The sequence below is a fragment of the Mesorhizobium sp. M1C.F.Ca.ET.210.01.1.1 genome, assembly GCF_004791585.1.
GTDB lineage: Bacteria > Pseudomonadota > Alphaproteobacteria > Rhizobiales > Rhizobiaceae > Mesorhizobium.
Map to the genome: position 1 here is coordinate 84,409 of NZ_SRUU01000022.1, position 21,659 is coordinate 106,067.

Genomic DNA, 21,659 nt, shown 5'->3' on the forward strand with positions numbered 1-21,659 from the left:
AGAAACAAGCGCTGCCACAAACCGGCAGCGCTTACGAGCCGCCACCGAAAATGCGACGAAAAAAGCCGCCTCGCCCGGCGCCGCTATAGCGTTCGGGCAGAGGGCGGGCGAGCAGGAACTGCTCATGGCCCTCGACGGTCTCGGTGCCGCGATAGCTGCACTGCAACGACCGGGCCAAGGGAACGATTTCCCTCAGCACGGCCAGGAACCCTTCTCCATCGATCGGCACGCTCTTCAGCATCCGCAGTTCGCTGGAAAATGTCTCGAGCCCAAGGAAGCGATAGCCGCGTTTCTCGAGCTCGGCGCGCAGCTTTGCAAGCGAGGGCCCCGCGCCCCAGAACTCGAAGCGTGTCGGCCTCACGCGGGCATGCGGGGCGATTTCCAGACCGAGATCGCCGATCGCCTCGGTGGGAAGAATGAGCGGCGCCACGTCGGCAAGCGAATGCTCCTCAAGGGCGAATGGGAAAGCCAGCGCCTCGGCGGCAGCGCGCGCTATCTGCTCGAAGCCGGCGACGTCCTCTGTCGTGAAGTAGAAATCGCGCCGGCCTTCGCCATGCTGCTCCGCGATATAGCAGGCGGGATAGCCGGCGGCAGCCAGATCCTCGCAGAGCCTTTCGAGGAAGGCGTAGTTCCGCCTTGATCCCTTGGGCGTCAGCAGGGCATCGCGCGGCGTCAATTCATTAGCACGCGGGCTGATTTTCAGGCGCAGGAGCGGGAGCGAAGCGGCAGCCCGCAGAAGCGCCATGTTCACCCGCGTGTGAATGAAAAGCTCGCCGCCATCGGGGCGGTAGCGCATCAGGCCGCGATGCGGTTCCGCCTCGCGAATGACCTCTTCCGTCTCTTCGTTCGAGACCTGTTCGCCGGTGACTGTGAACTGAAGCAAAGTCATTGCGCTGGAACCTAACCGCGGTCCGGCAGGAACCGCAGGACAAAGCCTACAAGGCCGAGGACGAAGCCGAGCGGCCCGGTTATGAAGATACCGAGCAGCGGCCCCTGGTTCGCTTCCGGCGTGAAGATGACCGGGCCGACGAAACCGCCGAGGAACCCGACGATGCCCAGTATCGCGCCCCATTTAAGCATCGCTTCCCCCGATCGCCTGCCGATCCACTGCAGCAGATTCCCGACCGGGAACCAAGCCCGGATGTTAGCGTTGCCTCACATAACGAGATTTTGGAGATCGTCATGCTGCGAGGCGCACTGCTTTGGCTTATCGGGATTCCTTTGCCCATCATCCTCATTCTTTGGCTGCTGGGCTATCTACACTAGCTGAGCACTTGAACCCCAACACGCTTTAGGCTGGCTCAATCTGCGCAGTCAGGTCGATGCTGGCGGGCGCTTGCACTTCATCGATCCGCGCGGCACGTTGGCGAGGCTGGCGAGCCTGCCGGGGACAATCGATGAAGGTGCAAATTGCGTTCGACTGACTATCTCGGCCGGCTGTTCGGCCTCGAAGGAAGGCATGCCTTCATCACCGGCGCTAGCCGAGGGCTGGGCCTCGCCTTCGCTGAGGCCCTTGCCGGCGCCGGTGCGCGCGTAACACTTGGCGGTCGCAAGATGGATGAGCTGAAGGCCGCGAGCGACCGCCTGTGCGCCGAGGGCTACGCTGTCGCGGAATCCGCGATCGACGTGACCGACACGCGCTCGGTCGACGCGGCCATAGCGGAGGTTGAGGCCGGCATCGGGCCGATCGACATACTGGTCAACAATGCCGGCATCCAGCGCCGCGCGCCGCTGGAGAGCTTCAGCGACGCCGACTGGGACGCGCTGATGGCGACCAATCTCGACGGCGTGTTCAAGGTCAGCCGGGCGGTGGTCAAGGGCATGATCGCGCGCCGCAAGGGCGTCATCATCAACGTGTCCTCGGTGCAGAGCGCGCTCGCCCGCCCCTCGATCGCGCCCTACGCGGCGAGCAAGGGGGCGATCACCATGCTGACCAAGTCGATGGCCGGCGAATGGGGCCAGCACGGCGTGCGTGTCAACGCCATCGCGCCTGGCTATTTCAAGACCGAGCTCAACGCCGCTTTGGTGGCGGACGAGAAATTCTCGAGCTGGCTGACCGGCCGCACACCGATGCGGCGCTGGGGCGATGTCGAGGAGCTGGCAGGTGCGGCGGTGTTCCTGGCTTCCGACGCCGCGAGCTTCGTGACCGGACAGACGCTCCTGGTGGATGGCGGGATCACCAGCGTGTTGTGACGCGGCGGCTCGCCTCCTCAGACCGGCAGGCTGGTTTCACGCACCGCCGCGGCGTCAGCCTTTGAGCCTTCGCCCGCCCTGCCCTTCATCATCCCACGCAGGACTCGATCCATCGACAATTTGCTCGCGCCGCTGGCCGCCAGGACGAACATGCCACCGGCAATGGCGAGATCCTTCTCGAAATGCAGGAGCTCGTTCTGACTGGCGAAGTTGGTATGGAAGAGGCCTGCCGTCATCAGGCAGAACAGCCCGAGCCCGACGGCGGCCAGCCGCGCCAGGATGCCAAGCGCGACCGACAGGCCAGCGCCGAGTTGTAGCGCTATGGTGGCAAGAAGCAGCGGCGTGCCTATGCCGAGCGCTGCCATTGCCTTCTGAGCGCCCTCGAAATGGGTCGCGAGTTGCAGGCCCTCATGCACGAAGATCAGAGACAGGAGCAGGCGGCCGGCAAGCAGGACCGCGTCCCTGGCGTGAAGCTTCTCGGCGAGTTCGGTGGGTGTCATGGTCGGCTCCGGTTTTCGAGACAGGTAGGCTCGCGCGTCGGTCGAACGCGCGCATGCATTTGATGCTGAAAAGTGTCGGAGCCGGCGCGAGGGAGAGGACGCCGGCTCCGGTTTTCGGGCGCTACCGCCGTGGCGCCCAAAAAGGTCGGTGTTATGGGGCGCGGTCGGCGCCAGTCCCCCTCTCCGGCCGCTTCACGGCCACCTCTCCCCCACTTTGTGGGGGCGAGGAACCAAGCTCTCCGGACTACTTCGTCACCTTGGTGTCGATTGCCTGCTTGAGGTCGGAAAGCTCCTCGCAGCCCGCCGGGCAGAGCTTCTGCAGCGAGGCGAGTTGTTCCTTGGCCTTGGCCACGTCGCCGGTCTCGACATAGAGCTCGCCCAGATATTCGTGCGCCGCCTTGTGGTCGGGCTTAAGCTCCAGCGCCTTGGTGTAGTAGGTGAGCGCGGTTTGGTAGTCGCCGGTCTTGCGCAGCGTGAAGCCGAGCAGGTTGTAGACGTCGGCCTGCTGGGTGTCCTGCGCGAGGTCGCGCAGGTCGGCCAGCGCGCCGTGATAGTCCTTGGCGTCGATCTTGGCCTTCACGGCGGTCAGGTCCGGCGCGTCGGCGCCTTCGATGTCGTCCACGGCATAGGCCGGCACGGCGATGGCTATGGGGCCCGCGGTCAGCACCGCAATGGCGCCGAGCACCGCGAAAAGTGCATGTTTCATTGACGTTGTCGCTTTCTGTTCAGAATGAGATTCAAACGCGGAATCCGGGTCAGATCTGGGTTGGGGTGAAGGCGTACGCGTTGCCGTCCTTGACGAAGCTGCCGGTGCCCGGGAACGGGAAATGCGAGCCGCAGATGCGGACATTGTCGGCGATCACCTGGTCGACGATCCGGTGGCGCGTGGCGATCGCCATCGGCCCGTCCTGGTCATAGGCGCCCTGCCATTCGGGATGCGGCGCAAGCAGCGCCGGCACGTACATGGTGTCGGCCGAGACGAGGAACTGCTCGGAGCCGGCATCGACATGGTAGACCGAGTGGCCGGGCGTGTGGCCGGGCGCGGCCATGATGCGGATGCCGGGCACCACTTCCGTGCCGTCCTCGACCAGCTTCCAGTTCTTCCATTTCGGGAAGTTTTCGACGATGCGCTTGCCCGCCGGCTTGCGGCCTTCGGGCAGCTTGGCGAGCCGGCTTGGGTCGGTCCACCAATTGTATTCGGCGGCGTTGACGATCAGCTCGGCATTGGGGAAGACCGGCGCGTTGGTGCCCTTCTCCATCAAGCCCCAGACATGGTCGGGGTGGAAATGCGAGATCATGATGGTGTCGATCGCCCTGTAGTCGATGCCGGCGGCCTTCATGTTGGCCGGCAGATGCGTGGCGTTGGCCTGCCACTGGCCGACGCCGGAACCGGCATCCATCATGATGGTACGGCCGTTCATTGTGAGCACGACGACGGTGAGCGGGATGGGCATGAAATCGGTGGTGAGCCCCGCCTTGGCGAGGGCTGCCTTGGTGTCGTCGACCGAGACGCCCTTGATGAAGGCCGGGTCGTGCGGCTTGCGCCAGATGCCGTCATAGACGGCGGTGACCTCGAGTGAGCCCACCTTGTATTTGTAGAAGCCGACCAGCGGCTCGACCGGGGTTTCGGCAAAGGCCGCGGGCGCGAATTCCAGCTTGCCGGCAATGCCGAAGGCCGCGGCTGCCGCCGCGGATCCCAGCACCATGCGGCGCGTCATGTTGAACATCGGAAGTCTCCTCTAGTGGCTGCGATTAAGGTAGTTCGGAGAAGTCGGCGGAGGACCTGGTCCTGACCCCTGGGTGAGGACCTGTCGGTCCCACGGGGATCAGGACCTTTGATCCTGACTCCCGCCTAGCGGCCCCAAATGCCCTGGCCGGACTCTTGCGCAGCGATCCTGGCCGCCGGCTTCATGTCGTGGCGGGCCATAACCGGCTTCGCCATCGAAGCCGTGTAGGTGGTGTCGACGGCGGCGGCCTGCTGGCCGGCATTGGTCGAGGAAAAATGGTCACTGCCGGCAAAGGCGCTGCCCGTGGCAACGAGAATGGCTGCGAGAGTGCAAATGGTCGTGTTCATGTGCGTATGCCTTCCGGGTTGGTTGATGGGTGCCTTGGGCGGATGGTCTCGCTACACACCAAGACCCGGAAGGCCCGGGCTTTATTCCCCGACAGGCGCAAAATTCTTGAAGACCTGGGAAAACGCAGCTTCGACAGACAAGCCAAAGGCTTCGGTTTGCTGGCCAGAGTACGGAAAACCTGATGGCCGATGCTGAAACTTCGGCCCGCCGTGGAAGTTATAATTTAAGCACTTTCCATTAGCGTCGACCGATGGACCAATGTCCAGGAAAGGTTATCGGGTCGATTTGACCAGCAAGGGTCTCAATCTCGGCCGAGTCAACCAGGCCGTTTTCTCTTCCGCCAACTTGCCGGCGGCGATCGCTGCCGTCGTGCTTCTGATCTGCGCCATATTCGTCGACCAGCAGAACAGAAAAGTAACGGATCAATTGACCCGTGCCGACGTGCTGGCAAAAGTCAATGTCGTTCGCGCCAAGCTGGAAGGCAACATAAACGGCAATCTCCAGCTGGTGCAGGGCCTCGCCTCGACCATCGTAACCGAGCCCTATATGGGGCAGCAGAGATTCGCCTCGCTGGCCGCCAATCTGTTCAAGCAGAATTCGCAATTGCACAACATTGCCGGCGCGCCCGATCTCGTCATCTCGCTGATGTATCCCATGAAGGGCAACGAGAAAGCGATAGGGCTCGACTACCGCAAAAACGAGGCGCAACGCATGGCGGCGCTTCGCGCGCGCGATCAGCGCGCGCTGATCCTTGCCGGTCCCGTCAATCTCGCGCAGGGCGGCCGCGGCTTTATCGGCCGGATCCCGATCTTCGTGCCGACGGCGGGCGGCGGCGACCGCTTCTGGGGCATAGTCTCTGCGGTGATCGACGTGGATCGCCTTTATGCCGCGAGCGGCCTCACCGATCCCAGTCTCGACATCGACTTGGCGCTCATCGGCAAGGATGCGCTGGGTGGCGGCGGCGAACGCTTCTTCGGCGGCGAAAACATCGTCAACGCCAATCCGGTGACGGCCGAGGTGCAATTGCCGGTAGGTTCCTGGCAGATATCCGCGGTTCCCAAGGGGGGCTGGCCGACCACGCCAAAGAACGAGACCGTCCTGCTGGCGACGATGGCGTTGGCCGGCACTCTGGTGGTGCTGCCTATCCTGGTCGCCGGCTGGCTTTTCGGCGAAAGGCAGAAGAACTACGCCGAACTCAGGCGACTTTCGCAGCGGCTGGAGCTTGCACTCGACGCTTCCGGCATCGGCGTATGGGAGCATGACCTCACCACCAACCAGCTGGTCTGGGACGATCGAGTCAACGAGATCTATGGCAAGCCGGCCGACGGCAAGCCGCGCGGCAATGACGATTGGGAACGAACCATCCACCCCGACGATCTGGAACGGGCAAGACGTGATTTCGACGCCGCCGCCGCGACCAGGGGCCGCTATTCCTCGCAGTACAGGCTTCTGTTGCCCGACGGGACGACCCGCCATGTGCGCGCGCGAGCAACCTTCCTGCAGGACAGCGGCGGCACGCCGAAGATGGTCGGCGCCGAATGGGATGTGACCAGCGACGTGCTCCTCAACGAGAATCTGATGCGGGAACGCCAGCTGTCGGAATCGAAGAATACGGAGCTGGAAGCCACGAAGGCACGCATCGAGCACGTGGCGCTGCACGACTCGCTGACCGGCCTGCCCAATCGCCGCTATCTCGACGAGATGCTCGCCGAAGGCGGCACAGTCGACGGCCGCACGGCGCTGCTGCATCTCGACCTCGACCGCTTCAAGCACATCAACGACACGCTCGGCCACGCGGCGGGTGACGCCATGCTGATGCATGCCTCCGGGGTCATCAAGGCCATGGCCGGAAAATCCGATTTCGTGGCGCGCATCGGCGGCGACGAATTCGTAGTGGTGAGCCATGGGCGGGGCGACGACGAACTCGCGGCTTTTGCCGATCGCATCATCGAGGAGATGCGCCAGCCCGTAGACTACCAAGGCCACCAGTGCCGGTTCGGCGTCAGCATCGGCATTGCAGCCAATCGCGGTGTTGACGCGAAGCAGTTGCTCGTCAATGCCGATCTCGCGCTCTATCGCGCAAAGAGCCGCGGTCGTAACCGCTATGAATTCTTCAACGAGGAACTGCAGAGCGAGATCGTCCGGACCAAGCAGACCGCCGACGAGATACTCGGCGGGCTGGAGCGCAACGAGTTCGTCGCCTATTACCAGCCGCAGTTCGACGCCAATACGCTGGAGATCGTTGGCGTCGAGGCGCTGTCACGGTGGCGACATCCGCGGCGCGGCATCCTCGCTCCCGACATCTTCCTCAATGTGGCCGAGGAACTGAACGTCGTGTCGCTGATCGACCGCACGGTCCTTGAACAGGCGCTGGAGAATTTCGACCGCTGGTCGCTTGACGGGCTCACCATCCCGCGCGTGTCGGTCAACGTCTCCGCGAGGCGCCTTGAGGACAAGGATCTCATCAGCGGCCTGCGCGAGCTCGCGATCAAGGAAGGAACCGTGTCGTTCGAGCTGGTGGAGTCCATCTTCCTCGATGAGAACGACGATCTTGTCGCCTGGAATATCGAACATATCAAGGAACTTGGGATCGACATCGAGATCGACGATTTCGGCACGGGCTATGCTTCTGTCGTCAGCCTGCTCAAGCTGCAGCCACGTCGCCTCAAGATCGACCGCCAGCTCGTCACGCCGATCACCGGCTCCGGGGCGCAACGGCGGCTGGTATCCTCGATCATCGAGATCGGCAAGTCGCTCGGCATCGGGGTCGTGGCGGAAGGTGTCGAGACGATGGAACATGCGCGTATCCTGAAGGAGCTTGGCTGCGACATCCTGCAGGGATATGCCTTCGGCCGCCCGATGGACGCGAAATCCTTCAGGACCTTCGCCCAGTCCCGCAAATGGCTGGCAACCGGATAAGCGAAACGCTTCCGCAATTGCCTTTCCGGGCACGAAGACGCGGTGGCAGTGTCTGCGCCGGCCGTCATCAAACCGTCACACGCAAGCGAGGTTGCCCGTGCTAGAACGCAGCCTGGCCGCCCCCGCGACCCGACCGCATCAAGAGCCGGCGAAGCCGCCATGAACATCGCTGTCCCCAACGAAGGCACCGACCTCTCGCCCTACCTGCCCGACGAGCATGGTCTGTTCTTCATCTATCATTTCACCGCCGACGGCTTGCGCACCAAGGACCCGGCCGAGGCGCGCTGGACGTGGCGCAGCTACCGGATCACCGACATGCGCGCGCGCAAGGAGATCGGCGCCGAGCAGTCGCTGCCGGCGCTGGTGCGGGAGGCGTTTCTCTCCCCCAGCCAAGGCTGTCATATCGATTTCGAGGACGACTTCCTCTACGGCGATCTGCCCGACCTCAGGCACGACTTCGCCGAGGCGCGCGGCCTCACCCATTTCCGCTTCGCCTTCAACGAGACGATGCTGATCGGGGCTCGCAAGCAGCCGCTGGAGTCGGTCGACAAGATCCGCAAGCTGGTCGAGAGCGGCGCGCGCAAATTCCGCTCACCGGCCGAATTGATCGAGGCGGTGATGGGCCAATCGCTCGACGGCATGGCGGTCGAGCTCGGCAAAATGGGCGACACGCTGGACGGCATCGAGGACCGCATCGTCTGCGATGCATGGCACAGCGAGCGGCAGGCGCTGGTCGACGCGCGCCGGCATCTGGTGATCATCCACCGGCAGATGGCGACGCTCACCAATCTCTTTCGCCATCTCGACCATTCGCATCGCGACGACCTGCCGGACCCGATCAACGACATGGCGGCGAGGCTCTCGCATCGGGCGCACACGCTGCACCACGACGGCGAGCAATTGCAGGCGCGTACGCGGCTCCTGCAGGACGAGCTGATGGCGAAGCTGACCGAGCAGTCGAACCAGCTGCTCTACATCCTCTCCGTCATGACTGCTGTGCTGCTGCCGATGACCATAATCTCGGGCCTGTTCGGCATGAATGTCGGCGGGCTGCCGCTGGTCGGCACGCCGCTCGGCTTCTGGGCGGTGACGGCGATTTCGATCGCCTTCGCCGGCATCGTCTACATGATCGTGCGGCGGCTGGGGCGGGTTTGACACTCGATCCGCCGGCTTGGCTGAAAGAGGCAATCCCACCCGGCCAAGGCTTGTGCTAAACACCGTCCCGCTGACGTAAGGGGAGGTGCAAATGGGGTTTGCCAGGAAGCTCCGAATCAAGCTTGGGCTCCGCCGAGATAAGGAGGCACTCCCAAGATTTGCCACCGTTGGACGCTGGACCTATAACATCGAGCCAAAGAAAATATACCGCTGTGGAGAACACTCCGCGCTTCGGATCGGCGCCTTTTGCTCGATCGCCGACGAGGTGCTTTTCATGTGCAGCGCGAACCATCCGACATCATTGGTTTCGACCTTCCCCTTCAAGGTCCACATGACCAAGGAGGAGCCGGACGGAGCCGACCTTCTGACGAACGGCCCCATTGAGATCGGCAACGATGTGTGGATCGGGCGCCGCGCCATCGTCATGCCCGGCGTGCGGGTTGGAGACGGCGCAGTCGTCGGCGCGGGAGCAATCGTCACGAAGGATGTTGCCCCTTACGCGATTGTCGCCGGCAACCCGGCAAAACTCATCCGTTATCGGTTCGATCAGAGCCAGATCGAAAGCCTGCTAGCCATCCGGTGGTGGGATTGGAGCGACGAGAAGATCCGCGCCGAGCAGGCTTCATTCTTCGGCCCCATAGACGAATTCATAGACGCTCATTCGACCCTCCGGCCGCAAGGCTGAAGGACGCCAAGCAGGCTCGGCATCGGGTGGCAGGCGCGGCGGTCTAAGCCGTCGCGCGCAAGTCCTGGATGATCGTTCCGCTGGCTCGGACTTCCGCCTCATGATCGGGCTCGCGCCACGTCTCGGCGAGGCCTGCCGCATACCATTCGCGCATGGCCGGAAGGTCGAGCAACCGCTTCGGATAGGCAGCGGCGGCGCCCTCGAACGTCAGGCCATAGGACTGCGCCCGGAAGGCCACCGGGGCGAAGAAGGCATCGACGGCGCCGAAGCTGTCGCCGGCCAGGAACGGGCCGCCGAAACGGGCAAGGCCGTCGTTCCAGAGGTCGCCGAGGCGGAAAATGTCGTGCTTCAGCGCGTCGGACATCGGCAACGGCTCGACGCGCACGCCGCAGCTCATCGGGCAGAGATTGCGGAGCGCGGTGAAGCTAGAATGCATTTCGGCCGCCCCAGACCGTGCCCATGCGCGCGCCTTCGGGTCCGCCGGCCATACGCCCTCGTGACGCTCGGCCAGATATTCGATGATGCTGAGCGAATCCCAGACCGCCCAGCCATCATCGATCAGGCACGGCACGCGGCCATTGGGCGAGAACGACCGGAAAAGACTGAAGCTCGATCCGGTCGGGAACGGCGTCAGCCGCTCCTCGAAGCGAATGCCGAGGGCGCGCATCAGCACCCAGGGCCGAAGCGACCAGGACGAATAGTTCTTATTGCCAATGTGCAGAACGTACATCAGGCGCTCCCTGGCCTTGTTTTGACGCAATTCCGGATGGAAAACCGCCTCACACTTTTCCTGGAATTGCTTTTATCTCGTCGCGGGTGCCGCCGGGCGAACCTCTCGGCCCTTGAACATCGACCAGCTATACATTGCGAGCGCCGTCCAGATCAGCGCGAACGCGATGGCCTGCGTGGTGCCGAACGGCTCGCCGAAGATCAGCACGGCGATCAGGAACACCATGGTCGGCGCGATATATTGCATGATGCCGATGGTGGAGAGGCGCAGCAGCCTGGCGCCGAAGGCGAAGAGCAGGAGCGGCACCGCGGTGATCGGACCGCAGCCGATCAGGAGCGCGGTGTCCGTGGCGGTGCTGGAGATGAAATGGTCCTGCCCGGTAGCGATCAGATAGCCGATGTAGCAGAGCGCCGGTACCGAGAGCAAAAGCACTTCGAGCAGAAAACCCTGGCTCGGGCCGATCGGCAGCGTCTTGCGGAAGAAACCGTAGGCGGCGAAGGAGAAGGCGAGCGCCAGCGACACCCATGGCAGCTTGCCAGCCTCGACAGTAAGCACCGTAACCGCGATCGCGGCCAGCGCCACCGCCGCGATCTGCAGCCGGTCGAGCCGCTCGCCGAGCAGCACGGCCCCGACGACGACGTTGACCAGCGGGTTGATGTAGTAGCCGAGCGCGGTCTCGACAGTGCGGTCGACCGCGATCGCCCAGACATAGATGCCCCAGTTGACCGAGATCAGCACCGCCGTCAGCGCCGCCATGGCGATCGAGCGAGGCGAGTGGATCGCCGCCTTGAAATCGGCGGTGCGGCCGGCCCAGATCAACACGGCCGCGGCGATCGGCACCGACCAGACGACGCGGTTGGCGATCACCTCGGCGAGCGGCAGATGCGCCACCGCCTTCATGTAGAAGGGCAAGAGCCCCCATAGGAAATAGGCGCCGAGCGCCAAAAGGAAGCCGCGGCGGGCCTTGGCGTCTGCATCGAGATTGACTGTTGCGGTGACCATGGCCCAACGCTATGGCCCAGCCGGCCATCCAAGACCATCGCAAAATTGTGATGGATCAACGGACTTTTGGTGATGGTTCAAACTACTCCGCAGCCACCAGCCCCGCCATCTCGCGGTTCTTCATCAGCTTGTAGATGATCGAATCCATCAGCGCCTGGAAGGAGGCGTCGATGATGTTTTCCGAGACGCCGACCGTCCACCAGCGGGCGCCGGTGGAATCATGCGACTCGATGAGGACGCGGGTGATGGCCTCGGTGCCGCCGTTGAGGATACGCACCTTGAAGTCGGCGAGCTCGAGATCGACGATCTCGCTCTGGTACTTGCCGAGGTCCTTGCGCAGCGCGATGTCGAGCGCATTGACGGGGCCGTGGCCTTCGGCCACCGACATCTTCTCCTCGCCGTCGACCATCACCTTCACGATCGCCTCGGAGACGGTCTTCAGATTGCCGTTGGCATCGAAGCGGCGTTCGACCATGCAACGGAACGAGGTGACGTTGAAGAACTCCGGCAGGCCGTGCAGCATCTTGCGGGCGAGCAGCTCGAACGAGGCGTCGGCGCCCTCATAGGCGTAGCCTTCGGCCTCGCGCTCCTTGACGACGGCGATCAGCGCGTCGAGCCGGTGGTCGTCCTTGGGTACCTCGATGCCGCGCCTCTTCAATTCGGCGAGAAAATTCGCCTTGCCGCCCTGGTCGGAGACCATGACGCGGCGGCGGTTGCCGACGGCCTCCGGCGGCACATGCTCATAGGTCGCCGGCTCCTTGGCTAAAGCCGAGGCATGAATGCCGGCCTTGGTGGCGAAAGCGGAGGAGCCGACATAGGGCGCCTGCGCCTCCGGCGCGCGGTTGAGCAATTCGTCGAAGGCGCGGGAGAGGCGCGATACGCCGGTCAGCGCCTCGGCCGAAATGCCGGTCGCGAAGCGATCGGCGAAGGCAGGCTTCAGCGAAAGCGTCGGCACGATGGAGATCAGATTGGCGTTGCCGCAGCGCTCGCCGATGCCGTTCAGCGTGCCCTGGATCTGGCGCACGCCGGCCTCAACGGCGGCGAGCGAATTCGCCACCGCCTGGCCTGTGTCGTCATGCGCATGGATGCCGAGATGGTCGCCCGGAATGCCGCCGCCGATCACCTTCTCGACGATGGAGCGCACCTCCGAAGGCTGCGTGCCGCCATTGGTGTCGCACAGCACCACCCAGCGCGCGCCGGCATCGTAGGCGGTCCTGGCGCAGGCCAGCGCGTAATCGGGATTGGCCTTGAAGCCGTCGAAGAAATGCTCGCAGTCGACCATCGCTTCCTTGCCGGCCGCGACAGCCGTCTCGACCGAGGTCTTGATCGACTCCAGGTTCTCCTCGTTGGTGCAGCCGAGCGCCACGCGCACATGGTAGTCCCAACTCTTGGCGACGAAGCAGATGGCGTCAGATTTCGATTGCACTAGCGCTGCCAGCCCCGGGTCGTTGGAGGCCGAGACCCCTGCCCGCTTGGTCATGCCGAAGGCGACGAACTTTGCTTTGGCCGTACGCTTCTCCTGGAAGAAGGCGGTGTCGGTCGGGTTGGCGCCCGGATAGCCGCCCTCGACATAATCGATACCGAAATCATCGAGCAGTTTTGCAATCGCGATCTTGTCCTCGACGGAAAAGTCGATGCCCGGCGTCTGCTGGCCGTCGCGAAGGGTGGTGTCGAAGAGATAGAGGCGTTGCTTTGTCATGGTTGTAGCTCGAAAGGTCGCGATCCGTCACTGCAGAGCGCGAACGTGCATCATCATTTCCCCGCAAACCCATCCGTCGCCCGGATCAGCCGGTCCAAAATTCCGGGCTCCGAATAGGCGTGGCCGGCGCCCTCGATGAGGTGGAAATCAGCCTTCGGCCAGGCCTTGTGCAGCGCCCAGGCGTATTTCGCCGGGCACGGCATGTCGTAGCGGCCGTGGACGATGGTGCCGGGAATGTCCTTCAGCTTCCAGGCGTCGCGCAGCAGTTGACCTTCCTCCAGCCAGCCGGCATGGACGAAATAGTGGTTCTCGATGCGGGCGAAGGCTACCGCATAGTCGTCCTGGCCGAACGGCGTGCTGGTTTCAGGCTCCGGCAGCAGCGTGATCGTCTCGCCTTCCCACAGGCTCCAGGCAAGGGCTGCCTGAACTTGAGCCTGGCGGTCGGAGCCGACCAGCCGCTTGCGGTAGGCGGCCATCATGTCGTCGCGCTCGGCCTCGGGGATCGGCGCGAGAAAACGCTCCCACTTGTCGGGGAACATTTCGGAGACGCCGAACTGATAGTACCATTCGAGCTCGGCGCGGGTGAGCGTGTAGATGCCGCGCACGACGAGTTCGCTGACCCGCTCCGGATGCGTCTCGGAATAGGCGAGCGCCAGCGTCGAACCCCAAGAGCCGCCGAACACCAGCCATTTGTCGAAGCCCGCCATCTCGCGCAGGCGCTCGATGTCGGCGACCAGATGCCAGGTGGTGTTGGCTTCCAGCGAGGCGTTCGGCGTCGACTTGCCGCAGCCGCGCTGGTCGAACAGGATGACGTCGTAGAGTTTCGGGTCGAACAGCCGCCGGTGCTTCGGCGAGATGGTACCGCCCGGGCCGCCATGCAGAAACACCGCCGGCTTGGCGCCCTTGGTGCCGCAGCGCTCCCAGTAGATGGTGTGGCCGTCGCCGACATCGAGCATGCCGCTCTCGAACGGCTCGATCTCTGGGTAGAGCGTGCGCAAAGGACTGGCGTGGATCGTCATAGTTTCAGGCCCTGTTGCGGCCAGTTGGCCGTCTCGTGGTCGGGATGCTGGAAGGAGATGATCTGCTCCTGCCGCCGATAGAAATCGGGGTCGTCGAGGATCGGCGCCTCGAAGATCTTTTCCACCCAGGGCAGCCGCACCGCATGGTTGACCTGGATCTGCGGCGCCAGGTCCGATCGGTCGTCGAAGGCGCCGATGGCGATCTCGAGCGCGCCCGGCTGGCGGTAGGTCAGCGGCGTGCCGCAGCGGCGGCAGAAACCGCGGTCGATGTTGACCGAGGACTGGAAATAGCTCGGCTCCTCATGGGTCCATTCGACGCCGTCCTTCGGCACCGTCACCAGCGCGCCGAAGAAGTTGCCGAACTGTTTCTGGCACATGCGGCAATGGCAAATGGACGGGCGCCCAAGCTTGCCCTTGATGCGGAAGCGCACGGCGCCGCACTGGCAGCCGCCGGTTCGAACTTGATCGGTCATTGTCTTTCCTCCGGCGGCCATTGGTCGGTGTCGTGATCGGGATGCTGATATGAGACGAGTTCCGCCAGATAGGGCGCCGAGCCGATGTCGGCCATCGTATCCTCGCCCGGCAATTGCGGTATGGAATCGACGTAAGGCAGCTTGGCTTCGGTGCCCCATTGGATGGTGGGCGCGATGCCGGTCGGATCATCGAAGGCGGCGATCGCCAGCGCCATGCCGTCGGGCGCCTCGAAAGTCAGCGGCGTGCCGCAGTCGGCGCAGAAGCCGCGCCACGCAGCGCTCGAGGAGCGGAAGCGCTTCGGCTCGCCGCGCGTCCAGTCGACCTTGGCGCCGCGCACCGAGACCAGCGGCAGATAGAAATTGCCGCTCGCCTTCTGGCACATGCGGCAATGGCAGATCGAGGCGTCGCCGAGCGTGCCCTCGACACGGAAGCGCACAGCGCCGCACTGGCAGCCGCCCGTATAGACCGGCCGATTGTCGAGGCTCATCGCTCGCTCCGATTCACGGGTTCGCTCCGATTCATGGGCTCACTCCGGGTCATGGCAGACCGCTTCGACATTGTTGCCGTCGGGGTCGAAGACGAAGGCGCCGTAATAGTTGGGGTGATAATGCGGACGAAGCCCTGGCCCGCCATTGTCCTTGCCGCCGGCGGCAAGCGCCGCGGCATGGAAAGCGTCGACCTCGGCGCGGCTGCGCGCGGTGAACGCGACATGCTGATGATCTTTCGGCTTGTCCTTGCCGCCGCTCAGCCAGAACACCGGCCGGTCGCGGCCATAGCCGCCGACCTTGGCACCGCCGGTATATTCGGTGGGTACCATATAGAGCAGCGAAGCGCCGAGCGGCGCCATCGCCTTGTCGTAGAAGGCCTTCGATGCGTCGAAATCGGAAACGGTGATGCCGAGATGGTCGATCATGAAACGAGTTCCTCCTCCGTTGGTAACGCAGGCACTTCGGCACCGGCCAGGCCGGCCGCGATGACGATGTGCTGGCAGACGTTGTCGATATCGCGGATCACGTCGTCGTTCCAGAAGCGCAGGATGGTCCAGCCTAGCGCTTCGAGCTTCGCGGTTCGCGCAGCATCAGACGCCGAGGCTTCGGCCCTGGCGTGTTGGGAGCCATCCAATTCAACGATCAGCTTCTTGTTGGGGCAGGCAAGATCGACGATGTAGCCGGCTATCGGCATTTGACGTCGAAACGCCAGTCCCATGAGTCGGTGTGCGCGAATCTCATTCCAAAGCTTCAGTTCGGCATCTGTCATTTGCCTGCGCATCTTGCGCGCATTGCCACGATTGGTCGGAGGCACAGGGTAATGCGTCATCGCGAGGCGCCCCCCTCTGTCCTGCCGGACATCTCCCCCTCTAGGGGGGAGATCAGCAGCTTCGCCGACGGTGCCCACCCCTCAACGTCGGCGATTGGCGAAAGCGGCAGTGACAGCCAATCTCCCCCCTTGAGGGGGAGATGCCCGGCAGGGCAGAGGGGGGTGCTTGGCGCCATCCTCTCCATTCAGCCCTCCCTCACCGCTTTATCTCCCACGTCGTCACGCGCGCCCCGGTGACAGGGTCCTTGCCGTCCTTCAGTTGCACGCCTTGAGCCAATAGCTCGTCCCGGATGCGGTCGCCTTCGGTCCAGTTCTTGGCGGCGATGAACTCCAGGCGCTTGGCGATCGCCTTGGCGATCGCCGCTTCGTCCACCTCGGCCGCGCCGACATCGAAGCCGAGAAAGGCAAGCGCCGCCTTCAGCGAAGCGGCGGCACCGTTCCCGCCATCGCCGCTGAACTCGATCGCCTCGCCGGCAAGCTGCGTCAGCCGCTGGAAGGCAGCGTAGGTGGCGAGGTCGTCGGATAGCGCTTCCACGACATCGGCCGGCAGTTCCTTTGCCGCCGTAGGTGCCAGGTCCGCGGCGCGCTTCCATTTGCGCAGCGTGTTCTCCGCCTCCTCCAGCTTGCGCACGGAAAAGTCGATCGGCTCGCGGTAATGCGTCATCAGCATCGCCAGCCGCAGCACCTCGCCCGGCCATGGGCGGCCGCCGAAGGTTTTCGTCTCCAGCAGTTCGTGGATCGAATAGAAATTGCCGAGGCTCTTCGACATCTTCTGGCCCTCGACCTGCAGGAAGCCGTTGTGCATCCACACATTGGCCATGACCTTGGTGCCATGGGCGCAGCGCGACTGGGCGATCTCGTTCTCGTGGTGCGGGAAGATCAGGTCGAGGCCGCCGCCATGGATGTCGAAGACCTCGCCGAGATAGGCGGCCGACATTGCCGAGCACTCGATGTGCCAGCCCGGGCGGCCCCTGCCCCAAGGACTTTCCCAGCCGGGCTCTTCCGGCGTGGACAGTTTCCACAGCACGAAATCGCCGGGGTTCTTCTTGTGCGCGTCGACAGCGATGCGGGCGCCGGCCTGCTGCTCGTCGAGATTGCGCTTCGACAGTTCGCCATAGTCCGGCATCGAGGCGGTGTCGAACAGCACCTCGCCCGCCGCGACATAGGCATGGCCGCGTTCGATCAGTTGCGCAATCAGCGTCAGCATGTCGGCCTTGCCGTCCGCGCGGGGCGCGACGAACTCGGTCGCCCGCGGCTCGTAGGTCGGCTGCAGGCAGCCGAGAGCGGCGACGTCCTTGTGGTACTGGTCGGCGGTCTTTTCCGTGACTTTCCGGATCGCATCGTTGAGCGAGAGCTTTCCGGCAGCGATATCGGCGCCGAAATCGCGAAGCGCGCGGGCATTGATCTTGTCGTCGACGTCCGTGATGTTGCGCACATATGTGACGTGGCTTTCGCCGTAGAGTTGGCGCAACAGACGGAACAGCACGTCGAAGACGATCGCCGGCCTGGCGTTGCCGATATGGGCAAAGTCGTAGACGGTCGGGCCACAGACATACATACGCACATTTTGCGGATCGATCGGAATGAAACGCTCCTTCGTCCGCGTTAGCGTGTTGTAGAGGCTGAGGCCCTTCGATGCGTCAGACATGCGTGCCCTTCCCGGTTGGTTACTCGCGAACCCACTTTGCGCCGACGCGCAAGTCAGACTCCAGCCTGCTGGCCGGGGCGTTTGTCCAATCTAGGGAAAGATGAGGCGAAAACGTCCGGACCAGCGCGAGGCTAGCCAATAATGCAAATGCCACAAATGGCGAAAGACGTTTTCATGGGCGGCTTTATCGCGCCCGCCGGTGTTGCCGTCAAGTCGCTCGTCTCGGGAAAGATGTCGTTGGATCACAGGTAAAGACCGGACGAAACATTTTATTAAACATGTCGGCACAGTGATGAAACATTCGCCGGCTAGACCGCCAGGACGTCACGATTTGGTCCGAATCGACCATCAAGCGAAGACACGAAAGCGTTACCAGGGAAGAGAACAATGCCTCGAAGCAAGCAGGAACAAAGCCGACCGCCGCAACAGCCGCTGACCAAGCACTACCGCGCGATCGGCCCGGCCGCCATCGTCGCTGCCCTTCTTCACACCGCGAAGAAGAAGAAGCCGGCGCAGAAGATCGTCTCGCCGCGCGCCGCCTGAAAAGGCAGACCGGCGCGGTCTTCGATCGTGAAGGCGCCGGCGATGAGGGCGACGCCGATGCTCGGTTCCCTTAGTTGAGCATGATCTTGCCCCGAAAACCGGTTCCCACTTTTCGGGATCATCCTTAGAACAAGGTCATCTGGTTTTCGTCCGCGCCGGGCTTCTGGCGCCTGACCTTCCCGGGCTGAGGCCCGACAATGCCCCGCTCCTGAATCCCCGGCCCAGTGTTGGCGACCTTGTTGACAAGGTCGGAAACCGGGATTGCCTCGAATAAATCGGGCTCGGCGGGTTTCAAGAGGTCGAGCACGTCGCGCGGCTCTTGCGTGCGGCAATCCAGCCAGCGGGCAAAGTCGCGCTCCTCGATCACCACCGGCATGCGATCGTGGACATGGGCGAAGCCGGCATTGGCATGGGTGGTCAGGATCGCGCCCGTATCCATCTCGGAGCCGCCGGGCTCGGCATAGGTCTCGACTAGGCCGGCGAAGGCCACAACCCCGCCGCGGCGTGGCCGGATCCAGTAGGGCTGGCCTTTGCCGCTGCCCGACTGCTGCCATTCATAGAAGCCGGAGGCCGGGACCAGTGCGCGGCGATGGCGCATGGCGGTCTTGAACGAGGCCTTTTCCAGCACCCCTTCCGAGCGGGCGTTGAACAGCAGCGGAAATTCCTTCGTGTCCTTGACCCAGGCCGGGATCAGGCCCCAGCGCACCAGCATTGCCTGGCGATCCGGCAGGTTGGAGCCCGGCGCGCGCTGCGGGCCGGCGAGCGCCATCAGCACAGGCTGCGTCGGCGCGATGTTGTAGCGGGGCGGAAACTCCTCCAACTCCGCCAGGCCTAGATAGGCGGCGGTCTCGTCCGGCGTGGCGGTCAGGGCAAAGCGTCCGCACATGAACTCGGCTCGTCGATTTGTCCTGTGCATGACCTTTTCCGAACCGAAGGTTAGCGAAGCAAAACCGCCGCACACTTTTCGGGATCATGCCCTGGGATTTTTCCCAAAAGTGGCGATGGAACCGCCACTCCGCAACGGCTAAAGCTTGATCCGGCCGGTCAGTCCACAACAGGCTGCAGGAACATTCGGCAATCCATGGAACCACGCAAGATCATTCCCGCCGTCTCCGTCGCCGTCGTACGCGGCAAGACGGTGCTGCTGGTCAAGCGGGCGCGGGCGCCCTCGCAAGGGCTCTACGCCTATCCCGGCGGCAAGGTCGAGCCGGGCGAGACGCTGGCGCAGGCGGCGGCGCGCGAGCTCAAGGAGGAAACCGGGCTCGAGGCCGGGGATTACCGGCCGTTGCGCGATATCCATATCGACGGCAGTGGCGAGAACCATGCGGTCGACTATCTGCTGACGGTCTTCGGCGCGGCCTATGCCGGCGGCGAGCCGGTGGCCAGCGACGATGCCGAGACGGCGGCCTTCTACTCGCTGGCGGAGATGGCGGCGATGCCGCTGGCGGGCGATGTGTTCGAGGTGGCCGAGGAATTGCTGGGGCCCGCGCAAGACAACGGGCGGCAACTCTCATAAATCGCCTTGCAGGCGACAAAATGTTTCGTCACAAAGCCTTAGCTCTCTCACGCCAAGACCCTGATGACCCGCGCCTCACCTCTCCTCGCCGCGTGCCTGGCCTTCGGCATGGCCGTCACGGCGCGGCCTACACTCGCAGCCGAGGCGCCGTTCGAACCCGGGCTGATGCGGCTCGCCGAGGTGCTGGGCTCGCTGCATTTCCTGCGCAATCTCTGCGGCGAGAAGGGCGACCAATGGCGGCTCGAGATGGAAAAGCTGCTGGAGTCGGAAAACCCCGATCCCGAGCGGCGCGCCCGCTTCATCGCCTCTTTCAATCGCGGCTACCGCTCGTTCAGCGGCACCTACACGCGCTGCACGCCTTCGGCCGCCGAGGCCATCGCCCGCTACATGAAGGAAGGCGAGACGCTTTCGCGCGACATCGCTTCCCGCTACGGGAATTGACGGACGACACCCGCGACCGCCGGGTTACGCACACATTCCACAACAATCGGCGCCAATGTGACCTGGCTTATTGTGTCAGGCTGTGTCTTGGTGCAATGATGGTGTTGCACTTGTGCAACAATGTTAATGAAACGTTAGCGCACAGATGCGGAATTAACTCAAACTGAAGGTTTTGATGCCGCAAGCCGGCCTAATCGGCTAAGCTCGGAACGATTTGAGCGCAGCCTTACTCGAAATGTGGATGCGACCGCAAAAATGTCGTATTTACAATCACTTATGCCGGGCTGTGCATGAACTGGCAAGTCAAGCCCGGTCCTTTGCCGGATCGACGCTTGAAAAGGTGGACATCGCAATGGAACATGGTGTCAGCGACATCGACGCGTTGGTCAGGGAAGAAAAGCGCCTGACCGCCGTGGAGAGCCACAGCGAAGCCTGGGCGGAAGGATTGTCGGCCGGCATCGAACCCGAGATCATTGCCGAGGCGGCGCTTGAAACCGCCTTTGGCGAGATGCTGCGCGCTAATGGCGAGACCTCCGCGCTGGCCCTGCTCGACCGCATGCGCGAAAAAGTGATCTCCGGCGCCTTCGAGCCGGAGCGGCTGAAGCACTAGCCCGCCCGCTTTTGCGTCTTTTTACGGCCACGCGCCCTTTGGGCATCATGCCTGGGTGCCTTAACAGCTCAAAGCGCTGTCCGGACCGAGCGAGCCCGGAAACCATGGAGAGGCAAGGGGTGAGATTTTCGTTGGCAGGCCGACCGCATGGGCTGGCCCTCAGCATCTGGATCGCTGCTTCCTGCTGCGCCGTGCCATTGGCGATATGCCTCTCCAGCACGCCTTCCTTTGCACTGAGCGAGATCCAGCGCGAGGATTTGCCTTCGCCGGTCACGCCGCCCGCCAGCGACGACCAGGCCGTTCCGGGAACCACCGTGCCGATGCCGGTCCCGCCCGGCACCAAACCCTCCGACACCGGCCAGCCGGCCGACGACAAGAGCGAGCCCGAGGCGCCGACCGGCAGCGGCGGCGTCACCAGTCCGCGCGCCGATCCGGACGCGCCGCCGCCACCGGTCGTCTATGACCTCGATAAGCTCCCCGAACCGGTCAAGCGTATGCACGGCCTGATCATCGAAGCCTGCAAGAGCGGCGATATCGAGAAACTTCGGTCGCTGATCGGCTCGGGCGAATCGATGACGCAGCTGTCGCTCGGCGACATCGAAGGCGACCCGATCACCTTCCTGAAGGGGCTCTCCGGCGACGGCGACGGCCAGGAGATCCTCGCTATACTCGAAGAGGTGCTGAGCGCCGGCTATGTGCATGTCGACACCGGCACGCCGCAAGAACTTTATGTCTGGCCGTATTTCTTCGCGCTGCCGCTCGACAAGCTCGATCCCAGGCAGCGCGTCGAGCTGTTCAAGCTCGTCACGGCAAGCGACTATGACGACATGAAGCAGTTCGGCGCCTACATCTTCTACCGCGTCGGCATCACGCCGACCGGCCAGTGGCTGTTCTTCGTCGCCGGGGATTGAAGGCTGTTTGTTTTGACGCGATTTCGAACAGAAAACCGCCTCACACTTTTCCTGGGATTGCTCTAGAGCGGTTCAGCTTTTGACAGAATCGAAGAGGGATTGAACGAAGCCGCTGACGCGGCATTTGGCGGGTCGGTTTGCGGTTGAGGCTTCTGTTTTGAAGGATTGCGGCTGTTGAAGCGCAATCTTGGAACAGGAGCACTGAGATGGCCGAGTTGAGCC

At 63.6% G+C, this 21,659-nt stretch carries 25 protein-coding genes; 10 read left to right on the plus strand and 15 right to left on the minus strand.

Annotated features, from left to right (window positions below; genetic code table 11):
• Positions 1–31: 31 nt before the first annotated feature.
• Positions 32–889 carry a hypothetical protein gene (locus EN853_RS22825; RefSeq protein WP_127861566.1) on the minus strand — a complete coding sequence of 286 codons (858 nt, stop codon included), beginning with the start codon at positions 887–889 and terminating at the stop codon, positions 32–34.
• Here EN853_RS22825 and EN853_RS22830 point away from each other — a divergent pair.
• Positions 889–1,266, plus strand: a complete 378-nt coding sequence (locus EN853_RS22830; RefSeq protein ID WP_127861565.1) for a hypothetical protein — start codon at positions 889–891, stop codon at positions 1,264–1,266. The two genes, EN853_RS22825 and EN853_RS22830, sit on opposite strands and share 1 nt — an antisense overlap.
• 144 nt (positions 1,267–1,410) lie before the next feature.
• Positions 1,411–2,193, plus strand: a complete 783-nt coding sequence (locus EN853_RS22835; protein WP_127861564.1) for a glucose 1-dehydrogenase — start codon at positions 1,411–1,413, stop codon at positions 2,191–2,193.
• A gap of 17 nt (positions 2,194–2,210) precedes the next feature.
• Here the strand turns inward: EN853_RS22835 and EN853_RS22840 are convergent, their stop codons facing one another.
• From EN853_RS22840 to EN853_RS22855, 4 genes are all read right to left on the minus strand, one after another.
• Positions 2,211–2,693 (minus strand): DoxX family protein, encoded by a 483-nt coding sequence (locus EN853_RS22840; protein WP_127861563.1) that lies wholly within the window; start codon positions 2,691–2,693, stop codon positions 2,211–2,213.
• Between the two features lie 244 nt (positions 2,694–2,937).
• Entirely contained in the window at positions 2,938–3,399 is a 462-nt protein-coding gene (locus tag EN853_RS22845; protein ID WP_127861562.1) for a tetratricopeptide repeat protein, read from the minus strand.
• A gap of 49 nt (positions 3,400–3,448) precedes the next feature.
• A complete protein-coding gene (locus tag EN853_RS22850) occupies positions 3,449–4,420 on the minus strand; it encodes an MBL fold metallo-hydrolase (RefSeq protein WP_127861561.1) in 972 nt (323 codons plus the stop codon).
• Positions 4,421–4,545: 125 nt separating this feature from the next.
• A complete protein-coding gene (locus EN853_RS22855) occupies positions 4,546–4,767 on the minus strand; it encodes a DUF680 domain-containing protein (protein ID WP_127861560.1) in 222 nt (73 codons plus the stop codon).
• Positions 4,768–5,026: 259 nt separating this feature from the next.
• Between EN853_RS22855 and EN853_RS22860 the strand changes: the two genes are divergently transcribed.
• The 3 genes from EN853_RS22860 to EN853_RS35335 all read left to right on the plus strand — a co-directional run bounded on the left by EN853_RS22860 (position 5,027) and on the right by EN853_RS35335 (position 9,527).
• A complete protein-coding gene (locus tag EN853_RS22860; RefSeq protein WP_127861559.1) occupies positions 5,027–7,687 on the plus strand; it encodes an EAL domain-containing protein in 2,661 nt (886 codons plus the stop codon).
• A 159-nt stretch (positions 7,688–7,846) separates the two neighbouring features.
• Positions 7,847–8,842 carry a transporter gene (locus tag EN853_RS22865; protein WP_127861558.1) on the plus strand — a complete coding sequence of 332 codons (996 nt, stop codon included), beginning with the start codon at positions 7,847–7,849 and terminating at the stop codon, positions 8,840–8,842.
• 91 nt (positions 8,843–8,933) lie between these two features.
• Positions 8,934–9,527 carry a CatB-related O-acetyltransferase gene (locus EN853_RS35335; protein WP_127861557.1) on the plus strand — a complete coding sequence of 198 codons (594 nt, stop codon included), beginning with the start codon at positions 8,934–8,936 and terminating at the stop codon, positions 9,525–9,527.
• 43 nt (positions 9,528–9,570) lie between these two features.
• Here the strand turns inward: EN853_RS35335 and EN853_RS22875 are convergent, their stop codons facing one another.
• The 9 genes from EN853_RS22875 to cysS form a co-directional block, all read right to left on the minus strand.
• Positions 9,571–10,257: a glutathione S-transferase family protein gene (locus tag EN853_RS22875; protein ID WP_127861556.1), complete on the minus strand. Its 687-nt coding sequence runs from the start codon at positions 10,255–10,257 to the stop codon at positions 9,571–9,573.
• 72 nt (positions 10,258–10,329) lie between these two features.
• Positions 10,330–11,259: an EamA family transporter RarD gene (rarD, locus tag EN853_RS22880; RefSeq protein ID WP_127861555.1), complete on the minus strand. Its 930-nt coding sequence runs from the start codon at positions 11,257–11,259 to the stop codon at positions 10,330–10,332.
• A gap of 82 nt (positions 11,260–11,341) precedes the next feature.
• Positions 11,342–12,958, minus strand: coding sequence for a citramalate synthase (gene cimA / locus EN853_RS22885; RefSeq protein ID WP_127861554.1), 1,617 nt, complete (start codon positions 12,956–12,958; stop codon positions 11,342–11,344).
• 53 nt (positions 12,959–13,011) lie between these two features.
• Entirely contained in the window at positions 13,012–13,977 is a 966-nt protein-coding gene (gene pip, locus EN853_RS22890; RefSeq protein ID WP_127861553.1) for a prolyl aminopeptidase, read from the minus strand.
• A complete protein-coding gene (locus tag EN853_RS22895; RefSeq protein ID WP_127861552.1) occupies positions 13,974–14,450 on the minus strand; it encodes a GFA family protein in 477 nt (158 codons plus the stop codon). Before EN853_RS22895 ends, pip begins: the two co-directional genes overlap by 4 nt.
• Positions 14,447–14,938 (minus strand): GFA family protein, encoded by a 492-nt coding sequence (locus EN853_RS22900; protein ID WP_127861551.1) that lies wholly within the window; start codon positions 14,936–14,938, stop codon positions 14,447–14,449. Before EN853_RS22900 ends, EN853_RS22895 begins: the two co-directional genes overlap by 4 nt.
• Before the next feature lie 39 nt (positions 14,939–14,977).
• Complete coding sequence (locus EN853_RS22905; protein WP_127861550.1) at positions 14,978–15,364, minus strand: VOC family protein; 387 nt, start codon at positions 15,362–15,364, stop codon at positions 14,978–14,980.
• Complete coding sequence (locus EN853_RS22910) at positions 15,361–15,768, minus strand: DUF559 domain-containing protein (RefSeq protein ID WP_127861549.1); 408 nt, start codon at positions 15,766–15,768, stop codon at positions 15,361–15,363. Before EN853_RS22910 ends, EN853_RS22905 begins: the two co-directional genes overlap by 4 nt.
• A gap of 196 nt (positions 15,769–15,964) precedes the next feature.
• A complete protein-coding gene (gene cysS / locus EN853_RS22920) occupies positions 15,965–17,416 on the minus strand; it encodes a cysteine--tRNA ligase (RefSeq protein WP_127861548.1) in 1,452 nt (483 codons plus the stop codon).
• Between the two features lie 387 nt (positions 17,417–17,803).
• Here cysS and EN853_RS22925 point away from each other — a divergent pair, with 387 nt between their 5' ends.
• Complete coding sequence (locus tag EN853_RS22925; RefSeq protein WP_096874974.1) at positions 17,804–17,959, plus strand: hypothetical protein; 156 nt, start codon at positions 17,804–17,806, stop codon at positions 17,957–17,959.
• 124 nt (positions 17,960–18,083) lie between these two features.
• Here the strand turns inward: EN853_RS22925 and EN853_RS22930 are convergent, their stop codons facing one another.
• Positions 18,084–18,845 (minus strand): SOS response-associated peptidase, encoded by a 762-nt coding sequence (locus EN853_RS22930; RefSeq protein WP_127861642.1) that lies wholly within the window; start codon positions 18,843–18,845, stop codon positions 18,084–18,086.
• Positions 18,846–19,040: 195 nt separating this feature from the next.
• Here EN853_RS22930 and EN853_RS22935 point away from each other — a divergent pair, with 195 nt between their 5' ends.
• The 4 genes from EN853_RS22935 (at position 19,041) to EN853_RS22950 (ending at position 21,437) form a co-directional block, all read left to right on the plus strand.
• Complete coding sequence (locus tag EN853_RS22935; protein ID WP_127861547.1) at positions 19,041–19,475, plus strand: NUDIX hydrolase; 435 nt, start codon at positions 19,041–19,043, stop codon at positions 19,473–19,475.
• A gap of 63 nt (positions 19,476–19,538) precedes the next feature.
• Positions 19,539–19,916: a TIGR02301 family protein gene (locus EN853_RS22940; protein ID WP_127861546.1), complete on the plus strand. Its 378-nt coding sequence runs from the start codon at positions 19,539–19,541 to the stop codon at positions 19,914–19,916.
• 352 nt (positions 19,917–20,268) lie between these two features.
• Positions 20,269–20,526, plus strand: coding sequence for a hypothetical protein (locus EN853_RS22945; RefSeq protein WP_040972051.1), 258 nt, complete (start codon positions 20,269–20,271; stop codon positions 20,524–20,526).
• 119 nt (positions 20,527–20,645) lie between these two features.
• Positions 20,646–21,437, plus strand: coding sequence for a hypothetical protein (locus tag EN853_RS22950; protein WP_127861545.1), 792 nt, complete (start codon positions 20,646–20,648; stop codon positions 21,435–21,437).
• Positions 21,438–21,659 lie beyond the last annotated feature (222 nt).